The 20,828-nt window shown below is 61.5% G+C and carries 19 protein-coding genes; 9 read left to right on the forward strand and 10 right to left on the reverse strand.

What is annotated here, in order from left to right:
• The first annotated feature begins 28 nt into the window (after positions 1-28).
• From dksA to M1D97_RS01035, 5 genes are all read left to right on the forward strand, one after another.
• A complete protein-coding gene (dksA, locus tag M1D97_RS01015; protein ID WP_456268885.1) occupies positions 29-454 on the forward strand; it encodes an RNA polymerase-binding protein DksA in 426 nt (141 codons plus the stop codon).
• Between the two features lie 560 nt (positions 455-1,014).
• The gene (locus tag M1D97_RS01020; protein ID WP_456268886.1) at positions 1,015-1,413 is read left to right on the forward strand and encodes a hypothetical protein; all 399 of its coding nucleotides are present in this window, start codon (positions 1,015-1,017) and stop codon (positions 1,411-1,413) included.
• Positions 1,382-2,611 carry a hypothetical protein gene (locus M1D97_RS01025; protein WP_456268887.1) on the forward strand — a complete coding sequence of 410 codons (1,230 nt, stop codon included), beginning with the start codon at positions 1,382-1,384 and terminating at the stop codon, positions 2,609-2,611. The genes M1D97_RS01020 and M1D97_RS01025 overlap by 32 nt, the downstream gene beginning before the upstream one ends.
• Positions 2,612-2,645: 34 nt before the next feature.
• Positions 2,646-5,411, forward strand: a complete 2,766-nt coding sequence (locus tag M1D97_RS01030; RefSeq protein ID WP_456268888.1) for an EAL domain-containing protein — start codon at positions 2,646-2,648, stop codon at positions 5,409-5,411.
• 27 nt (positions 5,412-5,438) lie between these two features.
• Positions 5,439-6,149: a PEP-CTERM/exosortase system-associated acyltransferase gene (locus M1D97_RS01035; RefSeq protein ID WP_456268889.1), complete on the forward strand. Its 711-nt coding sequence runs from the start codon at positions 5,439-5,441 to the stop codon at positions 6,147-6,149.
• Positions 6,150-6,198: 49 nt separating this feature from the next.
• Here M1D97_RS01035 and M1D97_RS01040 read toward each other — a convergent pair whose 3' ends face one another.
• Complete coding sequence (locus M1D97_RS01040) at positions 6,199-7,305, reverse strand: NADH:flavin oxidoreductase/NADH oxidase (protein ID WP_456268890.1); 1,107 nt, start codon at positions 7,303-7,305, stop codon at positions 6,199-6,201.
• A gap of 290 nt (positions 7,306-7,595) precedes the next feature.
• Between M1D97_RS01040 and M1D97_RS01045 the strand changes: the two genes are divergently transcribed.
• Positions 7,596-8,324, forward strand: coding sequence for a laccase domain-containing protein (locus tag M1D97_RS01045; RefSeq protein WP_456268891.1), 729 nt, complete (start codon positions 7,596-7,598; stop codon positions 8,322-8,324).
• A gap of 47 nt (positions 8,325-8,371) precedes the next feature.
• On the opposite strand, the gene M1D97_RS01050 is transcribed toward M1D97_RS01045, so the two are convergent.
• The 3 genes from M1D97_RS01050 to gmhB all read right to left on the reverse strand — a co-directional run bounded on the left by M1D97_RS01050 (position 8,372) and on the right by gmhB (position 10,812).
• The gene (locus M1D97_RS01050) at positions 8,372-8,923 is read right to left on the reverse strand and encodes a DUF924 family protein (RefSeq protein ID WP_456268892.1); all 552 of its coding nucleotides are present in this window, start codon (positions 8,921-8,923) and stop codon (positions 8,372-8,374) included.
• Positions 8,907-10,130 (reverse strand): FAD-dependent oxidoreductase, encoded by a 1,224-nt coding sequence (locus tag M1D97_RS01055; RefSeq protein ID WP_456268893.1) that lies wholly within the window; start codon positions 10,128-10,130, stop codon positions 8,907-8,909. Before M1D97_RS01055 ends, M1D97_RS01050 begins: the two co-directional genes overlap by 17 nt.
• Positions 10,131-10,230: 100 nt before the next feature.
• Complete coding sequence (gene gmhB, locus M1D97_RS01060) at positions 10,231-10,812, reverse strand: D-glycero-beta-D-manno-heptose 1,7-bisphosphate 7-phosphatase (RefSeq protein ID WP_456268894.1); 582 nt, start codon at positions 10,810-10,812, stop codon at positions 10,231-10,233.
• A gap of 143 nt (positions 10,813-10,955) precedes the next feature.
• On the opposite strand from gmhB, the gene M1D97_RS01065 reads away from it, so the two are divergent.
• Positions 10,956-11,435 (forward strand): hypothetical protein, encoded by a 480-nt coding sequence (locus M1D97_RS01065; RefSeq protein ID WP_456268895.1) that lies wholly within the window; start codon positions 10,956-10,958, stop codon positions 11,433-11,435.
• A 94-nt stretch (positions 11,436-11,529) separates the two neighbouring features.
• Here M1D97_RS01065 and M1D97_RS01070 read toward each other — a convergent pair whose 3' ends face one another.
• The 5 genes from M1D97_RS01070 to glyQ form a co-directional block, all read right to left on the reverse strand.
• Positions 11,530-12,585, reverse strand: coding sequence for an SDR family oxidoreductase (locus M1D97_RS01070; protein WP_456268896.1), 1,056 nt, complete (start codon positions 12,583-12,585; stop codon positions 11,530-11,532).
• A gap of 147 nt (positions 12,586-12,732) precedes the next feature.
• Positions 12,733-13,929, reverse strand: coding sequence for an MFS transporter (locus tag M1D97_RS01075; protein WP_456268897.1), 1,197 nt, complete (start codon positions 13,927-13,929; stop codon positions 12,733-12,735).
• A gap of 448 nt (positions 13,930-14,377) precedes the next feature.
• Positions 14,378-14,917: a GNAT family N-acetyltransferase gene (locus M1D97_RS01080; protein WP_456268898.1), complete on the reverse strand. Its 540-nt coding sequence runs from the start codon at positions 14,915-14,917 to the stop codon at positions 14,378-14,380.
• Positions 14,914-17,025 carry a glycine--tRNA ligase subunit beta gene (glyS, locus tag M1D97_RS01085; RefSeq protein WP_456268899.1) on the reverse strand — a complete coding sequence of 704 codons (2,112 nt, stop codon included), beginning with the start codon at positions 17,023-17,025 and terminating at the stop codon, positions 14,914-14,916. The genes M1D97_RS01080 and glyS overlap by 4 nt, the downstream gene beginning before the upstream one ends.
• Positions 17,025-17,987 carry a glycine--tRNA ligase subunit alpha gene (glyQ, locus tag M1D97_RS01090; protein ID WP_456268900.1) on the reverse strand — a complete coding sequence of 321 codons (963 nt, stop codon included), beginning with the start codon at positions 17,985-17,987 and terminating at the stop codon, positions 17,025-17,027. The genes glyS and glyQ overlap by 1 nt, the downstream gene beginning before the upstream one ends.
• A 204-nt stretch (positions 17,988-18,191) precedes the next feature.
• Between glyQ and rfaD the strand changes: the two genes are divergently transcribed.
• On the forward strand, positions 18,192-19,151 hold the full coding sequence (gene rfaD / locus M1D97_RS01095) for an ADP-glyceromanno-heptose 6-epimerase (protein WP_456268901.1): 960 nt from the start codon (positions 18,192-18,194) through the stop codon (positions 19,149-19,151).
• 5 nt (positions 19,152-19,156) lie between these two features.
• Positions 19,157-20,167 carry a lipopolysaccharide heptosyltransferase II gene (gene waaF, locus M1D97_RS01100; RefSeq protein WP_456270245.1) on the forward strand — a complete coding sequence of 337 codons (1,011 nt, stop codon included), beginning with the start codon at positions 19,157-19,159 and terminating at the stop codon, positions 20,165-20,167.
• Between the two features lie 12 nt (positions 20,168-20,179).
• Here waaF and M1D97_RS01105 read toward each other — a convergent pair whose 3' ends face one another.
• The gene (locus M1D97_RS01105) at positions 20,180-20,809 is read right to left on the reverse strand and encodes a LysE family translocator (protein ID WP_456268902.1); all 630 of its coding nucleotides are present in this window, start codon (positions 20,807-20,809) and stop codon (positions 20,180-20,182) included.
• Between the last annotated feature and the right edge of the window lie 19 nt (positions 20,810-20,828).

The following is a 20,828-nucleotide window of genomic DNA, read 5'->3' on the forward strand; positions in this document are numbered from 1 at the left end:
TTGAACGGACTCAGTGAGGCGAAGCATCATGACAGTCAATATCCCTGCCAACGAACAAGAGCTTCTTGCCATGCCGGCTGAGGACTACATGAACGATGCACAGCTGGGATATTTCCGCCAGTTGCTGCTCAAGGAGCGCGAAGAAGTCGAAGCGACGCTGGAAGAGATGCGGGACAGCATCGGCATGGCGGAAAGCAGCGGTGACGATAGCGACCGCGCGGCCAGCGAAGAAGAGCTGCGCTATACTCTGCGCCAGGCCGATCGTGAAACGCGCCTGTGGCGCAAGATCAACGCCACGCTCGATCGTATCGACGAAGGCGATTACGGCTTCTGCGAGGAAACCGGCGAACCCATCGGGCTCAAGCGGTTGCTGCTGCGGCCGACCGCCACGCTTTCCATCGAGGCCAAGCAGCGCCAGGAACAGCAGGAAAACCATTACGCTCGCCGCCGCTGAAGTTGCCACCGATGCCGGTTGATCGCGCCTGCCCTGCTTGACGATCGCCCCTGCCCGGGGCGATTTTTTCATGACACCTGCCATCCGGGCTCCCGCCCGTTGCTTTCCTGTCGCTGCCCGCCCGGGTAATGACAAAAGCTGACGCATGACCGTCAAGAATATTAAAAAGATAATAATAATTAAATTTTTTCCAATTAAGAGAAAAGTGCGCCGCTCATCATCCCATCTGCACATGTCACCTTCTAATATAATCGTTATTATCTCGTAGAAGGGTAACGACAAGGCATCGATACAGGACGGTCATGACAGTCTTCTGCCGGGCGGTGACCGTAGAAGAAACGATAAAAAGCCTGGTGGATGACGATATGCACGGGTGAACTGTTGCTTCTCGGGCATTTGATACCGCTGCCGCACGGGCATGATGGCGTCTCATATCAGACCACCACTGAAGAGACGTGCCGATGCATGCTGCCGGAGGTAGCGGGAAGCGGCTTTTTTTCTGGCAGGGGCGGGGAGCCTGGAGAATGCCGAAAGGCATATTAATACTTGTATCGATGGTCATGTTGCTGCTGTGTTGCGGCCAGGCAGCGTATGCCCAGAAGCCGGTGGTACTGATCGCCAACCCCTCGACACCCCCTGACATCATGACCCGGGAGACCGTGCGCGCCATCTTTGCCATGCGCCAGCGTACGCTGCCTGATGGCGGGGCGGCCCATGTCTTCGTGCTGCCGGACAAGCACCCCCTGCATGAGCGCTTCACCAAGGAAATCCTGGGCGTCTACCCCCATCAACTGCGCCTTTCCTGGGACCGGCTGGTGTTTTCCGGTACGGGACAGGCGCCCAATGAAGTCAAATCGGTTGAAGAAATGCGACAGCGCGTGGCCGGTACACCAGGCGGACTGGGCTATCTGGAAAAAGGAGCCGTGGATGATAGCGTCAGCGTTCTTTCGGTGGAGTAATCGGCCGCGTCATCACCGATGCGCCGCCGTACTGGCACTCGTCACGATGGGGGCAGGCCTGACGCCGGCAAGGGCCGATGTCTTCGATACCGTTCAGGCACACGGCTTTCTGAGCCAGGCGCTGATCATCAGCCGACACAACGACTTCTTTGGCCCCAGTAGTCATGGCGGCGGCAGCCTGCAATACACCGAGGTCGGCGCCAATGTGTCCATGCGGCCGACCAGTGATCTGCTGGTGTCCGCTCAGGTCCTGAGTCGCCGGGCCGGCGATGACAATAGTGACTATGAGCCGAAGCTGGACTATGGACTGCTGGATTATCAGCTATTTGCCAACAATTCTCGAGCTTTCGGAATCCAGATTGGAAGAATAAAGCACCCATTTGGTATATATAATCAAACCAGGGATATCGCATTCACGCGGCCAGGAATATTGCTTCCTCAGTCTATTTATTTTGATAGAACCCGGTCTTTTGGTTTAGCGTCTGATGGCGTCCTTTTTTATAATGAAGAAAGACTAAAAAATGGCATTCTTTATTTTTCGATAGAAGGAGGTTGGCCAAGTTTAAACGGCGATGCAGAATCCGCTCTAGATATTTCTGGCGATCATCCTGCCGTCACAATGAATGAAGAATTTTCTACATTGGCTCAGATTCGCTATGAGCATGACGGCGGAAGAATGGTTTTTGCATTCAGTGTCGCCGATGTGAATGCAGAATTTGACTCGGGTGTTAAGGAAGCTGGTGAAGGGAAATTCAAATTCCAGCCGATAGCACTGTCAGCTCAATATAATAGCGCGGACTGGAGCCTGACAACGGAATATGCGCTTAGAAGAAGAAAGATCAGCGGACTTGATATGCCGGATCTGAACCAGAGTGTCATTGGAGAGAGTTGGTACCTGCAGTATGACCGCCGGTTGCTCGAGGATTGGCGCTGGCTGGTGCGCTACGATGTCATGGCCAACGACTGGCATGATCGCAGTGGTCGACAGTATGAAAATGACAACCGGGGCCCCGCCCACTCCAGGTTTGCCAGGGATCTGACGCTGGGGCTCAAATGGCAGCCGCGAACCAATTTTCTTTTATCTGCCGAATATCACAATATTGATGGTACGGGCTGGATTCCGCCTGCAGATAATGAACGTGACGATCTCGACAGATACTGGGATATGTTGATGTTTCAGGCCTCCTTTTTATTTTGATCGTGACACACGCTAGAGAGGCCGGACAGCAGATATGAAACAGAAGTTCTTCAGTCTTAAATGGCGTGCCATAGTTTTGACCAGTCTCGTATTATTGGGACTGGCTTCTGTATTTACTCTTGTCAGTCATATCAACATGACACACCAGTTTCAGGTCATGCAAAATAATAATTATAAAAGGCAAATCAAGGAGATCGATGTCTCCATCGAGCGTGACAGCAGCGATCTGCGACAGCTTGCCAGTATCGTGGCCGCTTCGGAAAGTCTGGGGGAGTCACTGGCCAAACGGGACGTGGCGGCGGGAGAAGAGATTCTCGAGTCACAGTGGCCTACCCTGCAGCTGGGGAGCGGTCTTGAAGAGGTGACGGTATTCGATACCGACGGTGGTGTCTTTTTGCACATGGGCCGATCCCAGCCAGACGTTGATGGTGATCTCGTTGCCCGATGGATCAAAAATGTCGGCAATAGTGAAATGCCTGAAAACAAGGTGTTTTGTCGTCAGGACTGCAGACAGTATGCGATTGTGCCCATTCTTTTTGAAGGTGACAGCGTTGGCATTGTCATGGTGGCAAGACCGCTGGCCGATATCGCCCTTTACGCCCTGCAAAATGCAGACGGCAATATTGCCCTTTTGCTGGATACCGATAACAGAGAGTCCGCAGATGGGTATTATCTTGCCGACTGGTCGATGACCATTACGGCCATTACCAGTGAACAAGCCACGCTGGCGCTTTTGCAATCAGCTGCCGACAGGTTTTCGTTTCATGACCTTCTGGGCAATCCTCGAATCATCAGACATGACAATCGAGCCTACGAACTGCTGGCCATGCCCATCGAGGCCGAAAAGGAGAGCAACAACGGTTATTTTATACTGACCTCCGATGTCACCGAGCAGCTTGCCACCATCAATCGGACAACCAGCTATATATTACTGATCGCACTGAGCGGATGGTTGACTGCCGAGGTACTGCTTTTTGGCATCATGTGGCGTCCCATGGCCCGGCTCAGACGCCTTACCCATTTATTGCCGGTACTGGCCCAGGGCGGTTTCGACAGGATTCGCCAGCATGCGAGCCAGAAAAGCGGCGTCTGGCATGATGAAATCGATCTGCTGGGGCAGACGGCCCAGAAGCTGGCCAATCAGTTGGAAGTTCTTGAAAACGAGGTCGATTCAAAGGGGCGTCAGCTGAACGAAAGACTTGTGGAGCTCTCCCGCGAAAAGGATTTTATCGCCGGCCTTTTGAATACGGCCCATGTACTTATATTGACTCAGGATGATCAGGGACGCATTACGCTGGTCAATCAATATGCACTTGAATTGCTGGGCATGGAAAGGGCACAGCTGATCGGCCAGCGCTTCAGGGATATATTTCATTATCCTGCGCGACTCATCGATCAATCGATCGAACAGCATGAAAGTATCGTCAAGGGCGCCGGCCGGGAAGACAGGATCATTACCTGGGTTCATACCACCATGGGCGGCAGCGACAAGACAGCGCAGCGCATTTCCGTGGGCCTTGATATCTCGGCGCGCAAGAAGGCCGAACAGCAGCTCGAATGGCTGGCACATCGTGATCCGCTGACCTCCCTTTATAACCGACGCTTTTTCCAGCAGGCACTCGAGGCCGCTATCGGACGCGGCACTCGTGGTGCCGTGCTGTACCTCGACCTTGATCAATTCAAGATGGTCAATGAACTCGGCGGCCACCATGCCGGCGACCAGCTTCTGCGTCTGGTTGCAGACGCGCTGGCCAGCGAGCTCGCCGGGGAGTGCATCGTGGCCCGTCAGGGAGGAGATGAGTTCTCCATTCTCCTCGAGTCAGCCGACGCACGGGAGGCCGTGGACACCGCGGAAAAGGTTCACGAGAGACTTGAAAGTATCCTGTTTTCGGAAGGAGGGCGTCACCATCGGGCCATGGCCAGTATTGGTATCGCGCTGTATCCCGAGCATGGGGACAACGAAACGGATCTCATGGCCAGTGCCGACCTTGCGATGTACAAGGCCAAGGAAAAGAGCACTCAAAAATGGCATCTGCTGTCTTCCGTCCACGAGTCCCGCGAGCAGCTGCAGGAGAGCGCATACTGGGTCGAGCTCATTCGTGCCTCGCTGGCTGCTGACCGGTTCACGCTGATGCTTCAGCCGATCGTTCGTATCGATGACTTCAGTGTGAAACACTACGAGGTTTTGCTGAGAATGCGAGATGAAAACGGCACGCTTCATATGCCGGGCGCTTTCATCCCCGTGGCCGAACGTTTCGGATTGATTGTCGAGATGGACCGCTGGGTGGTCAGGGAAGCCGTTGCCCTGTTGAGTCGATTCAGCGATGAACAGACAAGTCTTGCCATTAATCTCTCGGGGCAATCCCTTCATGACGAGTCCATCAAATGCTTTCTTGAAAACGAGATACAGGGTCATCGTGTCTGCCCCTCTCGTATTATTATCGAGATTACCGAGACGGCCGCCGTGGCTGATCTGGCCACGGCAAGAAACGTACTCCAGGGCATCAGCGAACTGGGTTGTAAAATAGCACTGGATGATTTTGGAGTGGGCTTCAGCAGCTTTCATTACCTTGATCAATTACCATCGGATTACATAAAAATTGATGGGTCTTTCGTGCAAAACATGCTATGGAATGATAAAGACAGGCTGATTGTTAAATCGATTGCCGATATTGCTCATGGCTTTGGGAAATCGGTTATTGCAGAATTTGTCGATAATAAAGACATGTTGGCCGTCCTCGAATCATATGGCGTTGCTTATGCGCAAGGCTATTATTTGGGTCGACCAGGTGAAGTATGATTTTGAGTGAGGTTACATGAGGATGTCATGGATATTGTAGAAAGATTTTTTACCGATTTCGATGTCAGGGTTGCTTTGTCTGAAAAGGATAAGTTTGCTGTTTACGATTTAAGATATAAGGTTTTTTTGCAAGAGTTGGGGTATGAACTTTCCGAATTGCTGTTGGAAGGTCAGGAAAAGGACCCTCATGACAATCATGCCATTCCTTTGATTATTGTATCCAGGAAAACAGGCGAGATAGCAGGATGTACTCGTATCGTTATTCCTGTACCGACGCAATATGAGAGGCTGCCGGTGGAAGATCATTGTGGTATGAATCTTTATAATGAAGACATCGATGTTTCAGCGATACCGCGTGAAAAGATATGCGAAGTTTCTCGTATTGTCGTCGCCAGTGGGTTTAGAAAATCAACTTCTGAAACCATGACTAACAGATTGATCACCCCCGGCTTGTATGCCTATGTAGCTGTTTTGCTCGACATTCTTGATCGTCCGCATATGATATGTTTCTTGGAAACGAATTTTGCTCGCCTTTTGTCGATTATGGGGCTGCAAGTAAAAAAGGTTAGTGAAGATCATGATGTTTGTGGTATTCGCGCAGCGCATTATTTAAACACGCGGACAACACTGGACACCATGTCATCTGTGTTTTTAAATATAATGAATGAGTTTAAAAAAAGAGTGATTTATACGGCAGCCGATCTGAATAATATTGTAATGGAGAATATGAACAAATAACATGCTCAATCTTAAAGGAGAGGCTGCCAGGTAGCCTCTCCTTTAAGTCCTACTGATTCACGAACAGGTCCGCATACTGACGCGGCTGTGACCGCAGATACTGATTCGGCGCTGTCACCTGCGCACCCAGCTCAGCGGCGGCATGCCACGGCCAGCGCGGGTTATAGAGCATGGTTCTGGCCAGCGCGATGGCGTCGGCATCGCCGGTCGCCACGATGGCCTCGGCCTGCTCCGGCTCGGTAATCAGCCCCACGGCGATGGTCGGCATCTCGACCACCTCACCAATGGCGCGCGCCAATGGCACCTGATAGCTCGGGCCGACCGGAATCTGCTGGGCTGATGTCAGCCCGCCGCTGGAGACATGAATGAAGCTGCAGCCGCGGGCGTCGAGTTCGCGGGCCAGCGCCTGACTCTCCTCGACATGCCAGCCGCCGTCCGCCCAGTCGGTGGCAGAGATGCGGATGCCCACCGGCCGCTCCGGCGGAAAGACCTCCCGAACCGCATCGAAGACCTCGAGCGTCAGGCGCATGCGGTGTTCCAGACTGCCGCCGTAGGCATCATCACGCTGATTGGACAGCGGCGAGAGAAACTGGTGCAGCAGGTAGCCGTGGGCGGCGTGAATCTCGATCGCCTCGATGCCCAGTCGCGCCGAGCGTTCGGCGGCCGCCCTGAACTGCTCGCGAATTTCCCCGATCTCCTCGATGGTCAGGGCGTGCGGGGCGTTTTCTTCCTCGCTCCAGGCAATGCTGGAGGGGGCGAGGGTTTGCCAGCCGCGCGGCGCGTCGGGGGCGATCTGGGCCCCGCCTTCCCAGGGGACATGCGTGGAGGCCTTGCGGCCGGCATGACCGAGCTGAATGCCCAGCGCCATGTCCGAGTTGGCGCGCACGGCGTCCAGCGTCTGTTGCAGGGCCTGCTCGTTGTCATCGTTCCAGAGCCCGAGATCATCAGGGCTGATACGGCCTTCCGGCGACACGGCCGTGGCTTCCAGAATCAACAACCCGGCGCCGGAGAGCGCCAGATGGCCAAGGTGAATGGTGTGCCAGTCGGTGGCGTTGCCGTCGCGTGCCGAGTACTGACACATCGGCGCGATCAGGATGCGATTGGGCAGTTCGAGGCCGCCGAGTGTCAGCGGTTCAAAAAGACGAGGGGAGGGCATTGAGAGATTCCTTGAAGGGTCGGGTCCAACGGATGCGTCGAGTCTGACACAGCCGTAATCCGTTAGCACGCTATCAAAATCGATGAGGCTCATCGAAAATTTTTTGCTCTTGGCAGGAACTCCTGGACACGGGACGACTCAAAGTCAGTGTTCCCTTGAATGATCCCTTGCAAGAATGTTTCTTGTCGCCTGCCATCCCCTGGCAGGCTTTTTTTTGCCTGATGCAGGTAGCGTCATCCCGTGCCGGAAGCATCTACAATGGCGCCATTCGCGTTATCGGAACCCCGTTCATGATTCAATCCTCCCTGCTGGCCGGCATTGCCTCGATCGCGCATGGCTTCGGTCATCGACAGCAGCTGATGCCCGATGTCTTCATCGGATTCGAGGCGGCACGACCTCACAAGCAGCAGGGGCACGGCACGCGCATCGTCACTATCGATCGGCCGGGTCAGCCGTGCGGCGAGGCCGATGGCTTTCTTACCGACCGGCCGGGCATTCCCGTATCGATCGTGACGGCCGACTGTCTGCCGATCCTGCTGGCGCATCGCCGCGGGCAGTTTATCGGTGCCCTGCATGCCGGCTGGCGCGGGCTGCTGGACGGCATTATCGAGGCCATGCTGGCCCGTATCACCAGGCAGCGCTGGGGTGATCTGTCGGAGTGGGTCGCGGCGGTGGGGCCGGCGGCCGGAGCGCAGGCCTACGAGGTCAGCGAGGCGCTGGTGGCGCGGTTCAGGGCGTCCCTGTCGATCCCTGATGAGGTCATGTCGCCCCGGCCGCGCCATCTGGCACTCGGCGCCATTGCCTGTCACAAGCTTGAGGCGGCAGGCGTAGGCCGGATCGAGCATCTGGATCAATGCACCATTACCACGCTGGTCGATGGCAGCCCCGGCCCGCGGGATGTCGCGGACCCGGACGCCTACCGGTTTCAGAGCCATCGCCGGCATACGCTGACCCATCCCGATTCCGGGGCGCGCCCGAAACTGCCCAATCAGCACTCCGGGCTTGTCATTCTGCCCTGATCATTGTGCTTTTGATCATGATGTTTCACGTGAAACAGCGGCCGCTGCTAGAACGATGAGCCGGGGGTGGTCAGAAAGGCCCGTTCTTCGTCGGTACTGACGCGGCCAAGAGCCTCGTTGCGATGTGGATAGCGGCCAAAGCGCTCAAGAATGGCCAGGTGGCGCTGCTCCACCTCGAGATGGCGCTCGAGGCCCGGCTGATCGAACAGCCGCACGGCCTCCCGATGAACGATCAGGGATTCGCTGTGCATCCACGGCATGTAGAGAAACGGGCGCTCCTTCAGCGACAGGCGCCGGTCACAGCCCAGCCGTACCGCCTCCTGGGCCAGCACCAGTGCCTGCGGATCATGAGAAAAGGCGCGCGGGTCACCGCGATGGACGTTGCGCGAAAACTGATCGATGACAATGATCTCGGCCAGGCGGCCGCGGTCACTGTCGCGCCAGTGGGTCAGCTCGGCCTGGCGCGCCGCATTCAGCAGCGCGCCAAAGCGTGTGGCGATGGTGTTATCAAGCGCGTCGTCGCGGCGAAACCACTGTTTGGGTGACAGGGTCTCGAACCAGAACGTCAGGACATCATCGATGTCACTCGCGGGTGTCATGACGGTTGTGGTCCTTGCCGGTCGTCAACGGCTGACCGGTGGCCAGCGACATCATGAACCGCTTGACCGGTGACATGCGGTCGGCACCCTTCAGGCCCCTTTCTGCCAGCGAGCGCAGCGGTGCGAAGGGCAGGGTGAAGAGATGGTGGAGCTGTTCGACGCCGGTCAGCATGGCGGCGTTGCGCGGCCACTGGCGGCGCTGGTAGCCGCTCAGCGCATGGCCGGCGCCCGGGTCGCTCTCCTGCTCGAGCGCATCCGACAGTGCCACCACATCGGCCAGTCCCAGATTGATGCCCTGACCGGCCATGGGATGAATCACGTGGGCGGCATCGCCGATCAGTGCCAGTCGCTTGCCCGCATAGCGCTGGGCGTGCAGCCGGCGGATCGGGAAGCGGCCGCGCTCGATGATGGCCTCGATCCGACCCAGGCGTGTCGGAAAGGCCTCCTCGATGGCGGCGCGCAGAGCATCATCGTCCATGGCCATGCGTTTTTGAACCTGTCCGGGACGGTCATACCAGATCAGCGAGGCCTGTCGGTCATGCAGCGGCAGCAGCGCCACCGGTCCGCTGGGGGTGAAGATCTGCCAGGTGGTGTTGCCGGCGGGTTCGGCCAGACGCACGTTGATGATCATGGCTTCCTGGGCGTAGTCGCGCTGCTGGCTGCTGATGCCGCCCAGATGCCGCACCTGAGAGCGGGCCCCGTCGGCGCCGATGATCAGACGGGTCTCGAGTGAGCGGCCGTCATCCAGCAGGCCATCCACGCGGTCGTCGTGACGCTGCAGCGAGGACAGACGCGATTCGCTGATCAGGGTGACCTGCGGCTGCGCCTTGAGCGTCTGCCACAGCGCGTGGCGCAGGCGGTCGTTTTCGACGAAGATCCCGAAGCGATCCAGATCGATATCGTTGGCGCTGAAGCTCAGGGCACTCGGGGCGTCTCGGCTGCCGGCCTCGAGCCGATCGAAATCGGTCAGAAAGCGCGCCGGCAGATGCGCCATGACGCCGGCCTCTTCCAGTAGCGCCAGCGCGGCACTGTTGAGCGAGGTGGTGCGCAGCCCGAGCGTGTCATCCGGTGTCCCGGGGGCGCGGTCACTGTCCAGCACCGTGATGGTGAAGGCGGTGCGACCCGCCAGGCGAGCCGCCATGGCCAGGCCCGCGATACCACCGCCGACGATGACGATGTCCGATTTGATCGTGCTGATCTCTGTCATGATTGCGCCACTCGTGTGAACAATGCCGTGTAAAGGAAATCTGCCGGTATCAACGCGCCCGTGACGCCGACGTCATCGTGCGCGCCGGTGTCGCAGGCCGCTAGCGTTGCGGGTCGGTCATGGTCGGGTCCTCGGAGAGCAGACGATTGGCAAAATCGAGCAGGGAGTCGGCAATCACGACCTCCTCGGGGCGTTCGAGCTGATCCAGATCGCCCCGGGTGATCTCGCCCTTGCCGGTCAGCACCAGCGCCGTCTTGCATCCTGCGCTCTGGCCGGCCTGCAGATCGCGCAGGCTGTCACCGACCATCCAGGCGTCATCGAGGCACTCGAGCCGGCAGAGATCGCGAATCTGATACAAGAGCCCCGGCCTGGGCTTGCGGGTCTCGCTTTCCTCATCCGGACCGTGGGGGGAATACACGACATGCGAAATCCGTCCGCCGGCGGCTTCGACCTCGCGATGCATCCGGTCGTGCATGGCCTCGAGCGTTGCCTCATCAAAATAGCCGCGGGCGAGGCCGGACTGGTTGGTCGCCACGGCGATGGTCCAGCCGCACTGATGCAGGCGGGCGATGGCTTCCAGCGCCTGGGGGAAGGCCAGCCACTGCTCCGGACTCCTGATGAACTCGATGGAGTCCTCGTTAATCACGCCATCCCGGTCGAGGATAATCAGGCCTTCACGCATGTGGACACTCTCTGCAGTGGTCCCCGGCATCGGGGCGTTGTATGAGGTAGCGCCGGGCGCCGCGACGCCGGCGGGTCGTCACGTTCTGGACGCCCTGCGATGACTACAGTACATTGAATCAAATTCTTTTTGCGGAGTTCACCATGAAAAAGCCCGTTTCGATGCTCGGCGCGGCCCTGATGACGGCCGGTATGCTTACCGCCCCGATGGCCATGGCCGGCAGCCAGGGCGCTCCCCAGGCTCAGCAGCAGGGCCAGCAGCAGGCCCCGGCACAGATGCAGCAGCCCCAGCCCGTTGAGCCTGGCACATTGTCGGATCAGTACAACGACGACGAGCTGCGCGCGTTTCTGGAAGTCAATCGCGACATGATTCCGGTCATCCAGAATCTCGCCAGCCAGAACGTGGAAGATCAGCAGCAGGCGCAGTCGCTGATGCAGGAGTTCCAGAGCAAAACGGAAGACTCCCTGCAGGAGCACGACCTCTCCGTGCAGCAGTATCAGCAGATCGGCACCGACGCTTCGCGTGACCAGGCGCTGGAGCAGCGTCTGATCGACATGGACCCGGAGCTCTACCAGCAGCTGCAGTCCATGCAGTCTCAGGCGCAGCAGCAGCCGGCGCAGTAATGTCGGCCCCTGTACGGCGCATGTCGCAGGGGTGAAGATGACAAAAGCCGGCCCGCCATCTGGCGGGCCGGCTTTTTTCGGTCGCGATCATGCTTCAGGGAATAATGCGATTGGCGCGCAGGGTATCCAGCGCGCGCAGCAGCGAGGTGCGTGCCGCCTCGGTCTCCTGAAAACCGGCATCATGGATCTTGTTGACGTCCGAGATGACGTCCGTTTCGGTGTTGAAGATGAAATGGCCGAAGTTCCAGCCCACCAGCTTCGACAGATCCGGCTCGACCAGATCGTGGCGGCTGGCAATGTCGCGCCAGAGATCGCCCTTGTCGGCCATGTGGGTGGGCAGATCCAGCGGTACCGGCGAGGCCGTGGCCATGTCGAAATAGTCGGCCACATCCTCCCAGAGGCGCTGCCAGCGAAACACGTCGCCATTGGTGATATTGAACGCCTCGCCACCGATGCCTTTGGTGCTGGCCGCCCAGAGACTGGCGCGCCCGAGCAGATCGGCATCGGTGAACTGCATCAGGACCCGATAGGCCTGCTCGCTGCCCGGGAAGCGCAGTGGCAGTCCCAGCGCTTTTGACAGGGTGGCGAACACGCCGACCACCAGCGCGATGTTCATGGGGTTGCCATGGACGTTGCCATCGACCATGACATCCGGGCGCAGCGCCACGTAATCCCACGAGGCATTTTCGGCGCGCCGGGCCAGCTGGGCCTCCTGCGCCTGATAAAGATTGGGCGGCATATGGCCGGGGTCGCTTTCCCGGGCCGGGGTGGGCACATCAGCGCCCAGATGGATGCCATAGATCTTGAAGCCCTGATAGATCACGACCCGCTCAAGCGGTGCCTCGGCCGCCTCCAGGGCGTCCAGCAGGTTGGCCAGCATCGCGGCGTTGCGCTCGGCTTCCACCGAGAGGCTGTCATCCGGGGCGAGGGCGGCATAGAAGAGATGGGTCGTGTCGGCCGCCTCCCGGGCGATGGCCTGTGCCGTGGCATGGGCGTCGGTCAGATCGGCACGGATCGTCTCCATGCCGTCCACCTCGTGGCGGGCCAGCCCTCTGACGCTGGCGCCGTCGGCCTTGAGGGTGCGGGCAGTGGCGTGACCGATAATGCCGCTGGCACCGGCAATCAGGGCGTTCATGGGGCGTGTGGTCATGGTGGCTCCTGTCATGGCGAATGGGGCCGGCGGCGGGATCTCCTGTCCCGGGCCGTGCATCTACCCCAAACATAGTGCGAAAGGGCGAGTTCACAATAACGTCTGTCAGTAAAAAACGTTTTCCGGTGCGCAGGGCCCCTGGCGATACTATGCCGACAGACCGGCTTCATGGCGCTGCCCGCGCCACCAGATCATGAGCCCCGCCAGGCTGATGGCAATGCCGAAGATAGTGACGCCCATCCAGCCCGTGTGACCATACAGCCAGGCCGAGGCCAGCGAGCCGGCCGCCCCGCCCAGGAAGTAGCTCACCATATAAGCGGCATTGAGCCGATTACGGGCGTCGGGGTCGATGCGATAGACCATGTTGAGGTTGGTGATATGCACCAGCTGCACGGCGATATCCAGCACCAGCACGCCGACCACGATCGCCACCAGCGAGTGCTCGGCGCCCAGCAGTGGCAGCCAGCCCACCAGCAGCAGCACCAGTCCCGAGGTGGTGGTCAGCCGCGCCCGGCCGCGGTCCACCTGACGCCCGGCCCAGGGCGCCACCAGCGCGCCCGCGGCACCCAGCAGCCCCAGAAGGCCGATGGTGGCATCGTTGAACTGCCAGGGCGGTGCCGACAGCAGAAAGGCCACCGGCGTCCAGAAGGCAGCGAACAGTGCAAAGGTCAGCGCCCCCAGGGTGGCGCGCAGGCGCAGCGCCGGATGGGTCGCCAGCAGGTGGCCCACCGAGCGGATCAGGGCAATATAGCTCAGGCCGGCATGGGTAGTGAGCCGGGGCAGGGCGCGCCACAGCAGCAGTGTGGTGATCAGCATCAGGATCGCGGCGACCATGTAGACCAGCCGCCAGTTGCCCAGCGTCGACAGGGCACCGGCAAAGGTGCGCGCCAGCAGAATGCCGATCAGAAGGCCGCTCATCACGGTGCCCACGGCGCGGCCGCGCTGCTCGGGCGCGGCAAGCGTAGCCGCCAGGGGCACCAGCACCTGGGCGACCACCGAGAACACGCCGGTCATGGCGGTGCCCAGCAGTAGTACGGCGAGATTGTTGGACAGCGCGCTGATCACAAGGCCTGCGGTGGCCAGCAGCATCATGATCACCACCAGCCGGCGGCGCTCGACCATGTCGCCCAGCGGCACCAGCAGCAGCAATCCGGCGGCGTAGCCCAGCTGGGCGGTGGTCACGATAATGCCGGCGCTCGAATAGGTGAGATCGAGCTGGCCGGCGATGGTATGTAAAAGCGGCTGGGCGTAGTAGTTGCTGGCCACCGAAATGCCGGTGGCGACGGCCATCAGAAGCAGCAGGGGCGTCGGCAGGGCCGTCGTTGTTGTGTCCCGGGATGTCACGGCAGGCGCCTCTCTGGGTTGAAGCTTAACAGGAGAGGCGCAGTGTGGGCCGCTTTACGATCGGGCGCAAAAGGTACGTGAGCGAAGCCGCTCAGGGTCGGGGATCGCCTGTCCCGGTGACGGCTCAGGACGCACGCACGTGCTCGGGCAGCGAGTAGCGCCGGCTCGAGCGGCCGGCCTTCACCACCTGGCCCGGCACGTCATGGCCGACCAGGTCCGGCAGGGTGGCGGAGACGGCCAGCAGGGCGTCGAGATCGAGGCATTGATGAACACCTCATGGCCGCGGGCCTGTTCGACCATCGCTGGGCTCGCGAGCGGGCGGGGTAATCAACCATTTGAAGGCCGGGCGCGAAGCGGCGCCGGGCTGAATCCGGAAGGGGGCAAAAAAGCGGGGCGGGTGTTTCACGTGAAACGTTGCACATGAAACCCCGCCCCTGGCGATGCTCGATCAGATCAGCGTCTTTTCCAGCACCGCGAAGCGCAGATCGTCACGCCTTGGCGTGCCAAAGCGCTCGTCGCCGTAGGGGAAGGGCAGGTAGTCGCCGGTGCGCGCATAGCCGCGGCGTTCATACCAGGCGATCAGCTCCAGACGCACATCGATAACTGTCATGCGCAGTCGGTCCAGTCCCAGCTCTTCGCGTACCACGCGCTCGGCTTCCGCCAGCACCGCCTGACCGATGCCGTGTCCCTGTAGCCAGGGACGCACGGCAAACATGCCGAAATAGCCGGTGCCGTCCTCTTCGCCCACGTGGGCACAGGCCACCAGCTCGTGCGTGCTGTCGCCCGGTCGCTCGGCGATGATCACCACACTGCCGGAGCGCTCGATATCGCCGCGCAGCACCTCGGGGACGATGCGCTCGCCATCGAGCAGGTCCGCTTCCGTGGTCCAGCCGGTCCGGCTGGACTCGCCGCGATAGGCCGAGGTCACCAGGTGGATCAGCGCCTGAATGTCATCGGTCGTGGCGCGGCGAAAGCGGATGGTGCTCATGACTGACCCAGCAGCGCAATGTCGGCGACTTCGAGGAAAAGTCCCTGCAGCCCGGCCAGCAGCGCCAGCCGGTTGCGCCGCAGCGCCTCGTCATCGCTCATCACCATGACCTGGTCGAAAAAGTCATCCACCGGCGCCTTGAGCTCGGCCAGGGCGTCCAGCGCGCTGGCATAGTCGCGCCGGGCAATCAGCGGCGCCGTCTCCTCGCGCTTGGCAGAGACGGCGTCATGCAGCGCCTGCTCGGCGGGTTCGGCAAGACGTGCGGCGTCCACCTCGTCCGGCACATCACCCTGCTGTTTGGACAGGATATTGGCCACGCGCTTGTTGGCCGCGGCCAGGGCCAGGGCCTCCTCGCGATGGGTGAAGGCATGCACCGCGCGCAGGCGCCGCTCGAAGTCGAACGGGTGCGTGACCGGGCGGGCGCGCACGGCCAGATAGGTCTCGGCGCTCATGCCGGCTTCCTGCGCCCAGGCGCGGAAGCGATCGAGCATGTAGTCCTGCACTTCATCGACCAGTGCCGCCACGTCGGTCACGCCGCCGTGCTGGCCGGCGGCAATGACAAGCAGCTCGCGCAGGTCGAGATCCAGCTCGGCACCCACCGTGATGCTGAGCACGCCGATCGCGGCGCGACGCAGGGCAAAGGGGTCACGGGTGCCGGTGGGGCGCTGCCCGATGCCGAAGATGCCGGTCAGGGTGTCGAGGCGGTCGGCAATGGCCAGCGCCTGGCCGGTGACGGTGTCGGGGATGTCATCGCCGGCAAAGCGGGGCAGATACTGCTGGGAGAGTGCGCCGGCGACCGCATCGTCCTCGCCGTCAAAGCGGGCGTAGTAGGCGCCCATGATGCCCTGCAGCTCGGGGAACTCGAGCACCATCTCGGTGACCAGATCGCACTTGGCCAGTCGGGCGGCCCGGCCGGCCTGCTCGCCGCTGTCGCCGAGGCGTTCGGCAATGGCGCGGGAGAGCGCTTCGACGCGGACGCTCTTGTCGGCCAGCGTGCCCAGCTGCTGCTGGAACACCACGCTTTGAAGCTGTTCGATGCGCGCCGCCAGCGGCCGTTTGCGATCGGTCTCGAAGAAAAACGCCGCATCGGCCAGGCGCGGACGGATGACGCGCTCGTTGCCCTCGATCACCTGGCGCGGGTCGCGGCTGTCGATGTTGCTGATGGTGATGAACGCCGGTATCAGGTTGTCCTGCCCGTCGAGCAGGTGGAAGTACTTCTGGTTGGCCTTCATCGACGAGATCAGACACTCCGCCGGCACCTCCAGAAAGCGCTCGTCAAAGCGCCCGGTCAGCGCCACCGGCCACTCGACCAGGCCCGTGACCTCATCAAGCAGGGCATCCTCGATGACCGCCGTGGCATCCAGAGCGCGGGCCTTCTCGCGCACCTGCTCGACGATCAGGCTGCGCCGCTTGACCATGTCGGCAATGACGTAGCCCGGATTTTCCAGCTTCTCCAGATACTCATCGGCGTGCGACAGCTCGATGGGGTGGTGGTAGTGGAAGCGATGGCCGCGGGTGGTGCGTCCGGATTCGAGCCCCAGCAGCTCGCAGGGCACGACCTCGTCACCAAAGAGCATGACCAGCCAGTGCACCGGGCGCGAAAACGCCACGCGCGAGGCGCCCCAGCGCATGCGTTTGGGCACCGGCAGGGCGTCGACGGCTTGGCGCACGATGTCGGGCAGAAGGGCCGTGGTGGCCTCACCCGGTTGGGTGTAGCGATGGCCGAGGCGCTCGCCCTTGTCGGTGTCGATCCGCGAGAGTTCGCTGACGTCGAGCCCCAGCGACCCGGCAAAGCCCTGAGCGGCCTTCGTGGGATTGCCATCCTGGTCAAAGGCGGCCGCCACGGCCGGGCCGAGGCGCTCGATGGGCTGATCGGGCTGATATTCGGCCAGCCGGGTGATGCTGACGGCCAGACGGCGCGGCGTGGCCATCGGCAGCACTTCGCCGTACGCGATGCCGGCATCACGCAGGCCGTTCTTGACGCCCAGGGCGAGGGCATCGACCAGCTCGGCCAGCGCACTGGGGGGCAGCTCTTCACAGCCCAGCTCGATCAGAAGCGTGCGGGTGGACGCCGGGGCGTTGGCGGCCGTGGTGTTGTCGGGGGCCATCAGCTCGCTTCCTTTTGACCGAGGATTTCATCGCGGATGTCAACTGATGCCAGCGGGAAGCCGGCCGCCTCGCGCGAGGCGTAGTAGGCATGGGCCACGTTACGGGCCAGGGTGCGCACGCGCAGGATATAGCGCTGGCGCTCGGTCACCGAGATGGCGTGACGGGCATCGAGCAGGTTGAAGGTGTGCGACGCCTTCAGGGTCTTTTCATATGCCGGCAGCGGCAGGTTGGCTTCCAGCAGCGCCTGGCAGTCGCGCTCGTGATGATCGAAGTCGGCAAACAGCGTCGGCACGTCGGCGTGCTCGAAGTTGAAGGTCGACTGCTCGCGCTCGTTTTGCAGGTAGACGTCGCCGTAGGTCACCGTCGAGCCGTCCGGGGCGCGGGTCCAGATCAGGTCATAGACGCTGTCGACATCCTGCAGGTACATGGCGATGCGCTCGAGTCCATAGGTCAGCTCGCCCATGACCGGGTAGCACTCGATGCCGCCGGCCTGCTGGAAGTAGGTGAACTGAGTCACCTCCATGCCGTTGAGCCAGATCTCCCAGCCCAGCCCCCAGGCGCCCAGCGTGGGGGATTCCCAGTTGTCCTCGACAAAGCGGATGTCGTGGACGAGCGGGTCGAGGCCCAGATGCTCGAGCGAGCCCAGATAGAGCTCCTGGAAGTTCTCCGGCGAGGGCTTCATGACCACCTGGAACTGGTAGTAGTGCTGCAGACGGTTGGGGTTTTCGCCATAGCGCCCGTCGGTCGGACGGCGCGAGGGCTGAACGTAGGCCGAGTTCCAGGACTCCGGACCGATGGCGCGCAGGAAGGTGGACGGGTGGAAGGTACCGGCACCCACCTCCATGTCCAGCGGCTGCATGATGACGCAGCCCTGCTGCGCCCAGTACTGCTGCAGGGCCAGAATCAGGCCCTGAAAGGTTTTCACGTCTGGCGTTGACGCGCTCGTGGATGAAACCGTCATCGGGGAACCACCGTTGGCCCATGAATTCAATAGCCCACAAGTATACAATCAGCGCCATGCGGGTTATAGGGCCGCGTCGACTCGACGGGGCCGCAGCCACGGCAGACGCGCCGGATACCCGGCCCATCAGGCGCTACGCTTGTCACCAACCGACAGGCGCCTCCGGCGCCGCTGCCTTTCAAGTTCAATGCAGGAGTACGTCCCATGATCGTCGTTACCGGCGGCGCCGGCTTTATTGGCGCCAATCTGGTCAAGGCACTCAATGCGCGCGGCCGCGAGGATATTGTTGTCGTTGATGACATGACCGATGGCACCAAGTTTCGCAATCTGGCCGACTGCCAGATCCAGGACTATCTCGACAAGGACGACTTCCTTGATCGCCTGCGCCGCGATGCCCGTCTGCCACGCATCGAGGCGATCTTCCATGAGGGGGCCTGCTCGGCGACCACCGAGTGGGACGGCAAATACATGCTGGCGAACAACTTCGAGTACTCCAAGGTGCTGCTCGATTACTGCCAGACCCATCAGATTCCTTTTCTCTATGCCTCCTCGGCGGCGACCTATGGCGGCAGCGAGGTCTTCGTCGAGGCGCGCGAGCATGAAAAGCCGCTCAACGTCTACGGCTACTCCAAGCTGCTCTTTGATCAGTACGTGCGCGCCCGCTGGGATCAGCTGACCACCCAGGTGGTGGGCTTTCGCTACTTCAACGTCTACGGCCCGCGCGAGCAGCACAAGGGCTCGATGGCCAGCGTCGCGTTCCATCACTACACCCAGGTGATGAACGGCGAGAATCCGAAGCTCTTCGGCGCGTACGACGGCTATGAGGCCGGCATGCAGAGCCGCGACTTCATCCACGTCGATGACGTGGTAGACGTGAACCTGTGGTTTCTCGACAACCCCGACAAGTCCGGCATCTTCAATCTGGGGACCGGGCGCGCCGAGCCCTTCAAGACGATTGCCGAGACGGTGATCGAAATGACCGGTCGCGGCGAGATCGAGTTCATCGACTTCCCCGAGCATCTCAAGGGGCGCTATCAGAGCTACACCTGTGCCGATATCTCGCGGCTGCGCGAGGCCGGCTACGACCGCGAGTTCCGCGGCCTCGCCCGGGGTGTTGCGGACTACATGGCAGCGCTCGGCGTGACGGGGAACCGCGATTCGTGAGTGATCTGTCACAACGCAGTGCCGAGGGCGAGCGCATTCTGGTGGTCGGCCCGTCATGGGTCGGCGACATGGTCATGGCGCAGAGCCTTTTCATCGCGCTCAAAAGGCGTGATCCGGACTGTGTGATCGATGTCATGGGGCCGAAGTGGTCGGCGCCGATGCTCGAGCGCATGCCGCAGGTGCGTCGCGCCATCGTGCTGGAAACCGGCCACGGCGAGACAGGCTTGCGCACGCGCTGGCACCTCGGACGCTCGCTCAAGGGGGCGTACGATCGGGCGGTCGTGCTGCCGCGCTCGCTCAAGTCGGCGCTGGTGCCGTTTTTTGCCGGCATCCCCGAACGGGTCGGCTTCACCGGCGAGCAGCGCTATGTGCTGCTCACCGAGCGGCGCGCGCTCGACAAGGCGGTGCTGGATCAGACCGTCAAGCGCTTCGTGTCGCTGGGGCTGCCACTCGAGGGCACCTCGAATGCCATCCCCGAGCCGCAGCTGCAGGTGGACAGCGCCCGTCAGCAGGCCCTCCGGCAGGCACACGGGCTGGAAGGACCGCTGATTGCGATGATGCCGGGGGCCGAATACGGCCCGGCCAAGCAGTGGCCGCTGGCGTATTTCCGCCAGGTGGCCGAGGCGATGATCGCCCGCGGCCATCAGGTGATCGTGCTGGGCGGGCCGAAGGACCGGGATGCCGGGGAAGCGATCGGTCAGGGGCTCGAGGGCGTGATCAATCTGTGCGGCGAGACCACACTGACCGATGCCGTCGATCTGCTGGGGGCCTGCGAGCAGGCGGTCAGCAACGACTCCGGGCTGATGCACGTGGCTGCCGCCGTGGGCACCCATGTGCAGGCGATCTACGGCTCCTCCACGCCCAACTACACGCCGCCCCTGACACCGGCCCGGGATATCCACTGGCTCAACCTGTCCTGCTCGCCGTGCTTCGAGCGCACCTGCCCGCTGGGCCACACGCGCTGCCTCAACGATCTTGAGCCCTCGCGGGTGATTGCAACGATGACCGTCGAGTGACCGGTCCGGCCGTCAGCGGGTGACGGCCAGCAGCCGCGCGCCCAGGGCGATAAAGACCGTGCCCATGAGGCGATCCAGCCACTGCGCCAGGCGCTCGCGCCGGCGCAGCCAGTCGGTCAGGCGCGCGGCACCCAGCACCACGGCCAGCTCGATGGGAATGGCCACCACAATGGTCAGCATGCCCAGAAGCAACAGCTGGGCCGGCACCGGTCCGGCTTCCGGACGCACGAACTGGGGCAGAAAGGCCATGAAAAACAGCGCCGTCTTGGGATTCAACAGATCCACCAGGATGCCCTGACGAAAGGCGCGCCAGGCCCCGGTCGGTCGTGCGCCGGGCTCGGGCGGACGGAACTGCCTGCCGGCGTGACGCAGCGCCTGTACGCCGAGATAGAAGAGATAGAGCGCGCCCACCAGCTTGATCGCGGTAAACGCCGTGGCCGAGGCCATGACGACGGCCGACAGTCCCAGCGCGGCGGCCAGCGCATGCCCCATGGCGCCGCACCATAGTCCGGCGCCGGCGGCCAGTCCTTCCCGCCGGCCGCCGCTGGCGCTTTTGGCCATCAGATAGAGCATGTCCGGCCCCGGCGTCAGATTGATCATCACTGCCGCGCCCAGAAAGAGCCCCCACCAGGTAATATCCATCGCCGCTTCCTCGAGATTG

This window comes from Kushneria sp. AK178 (assembly GCF_053903105.1).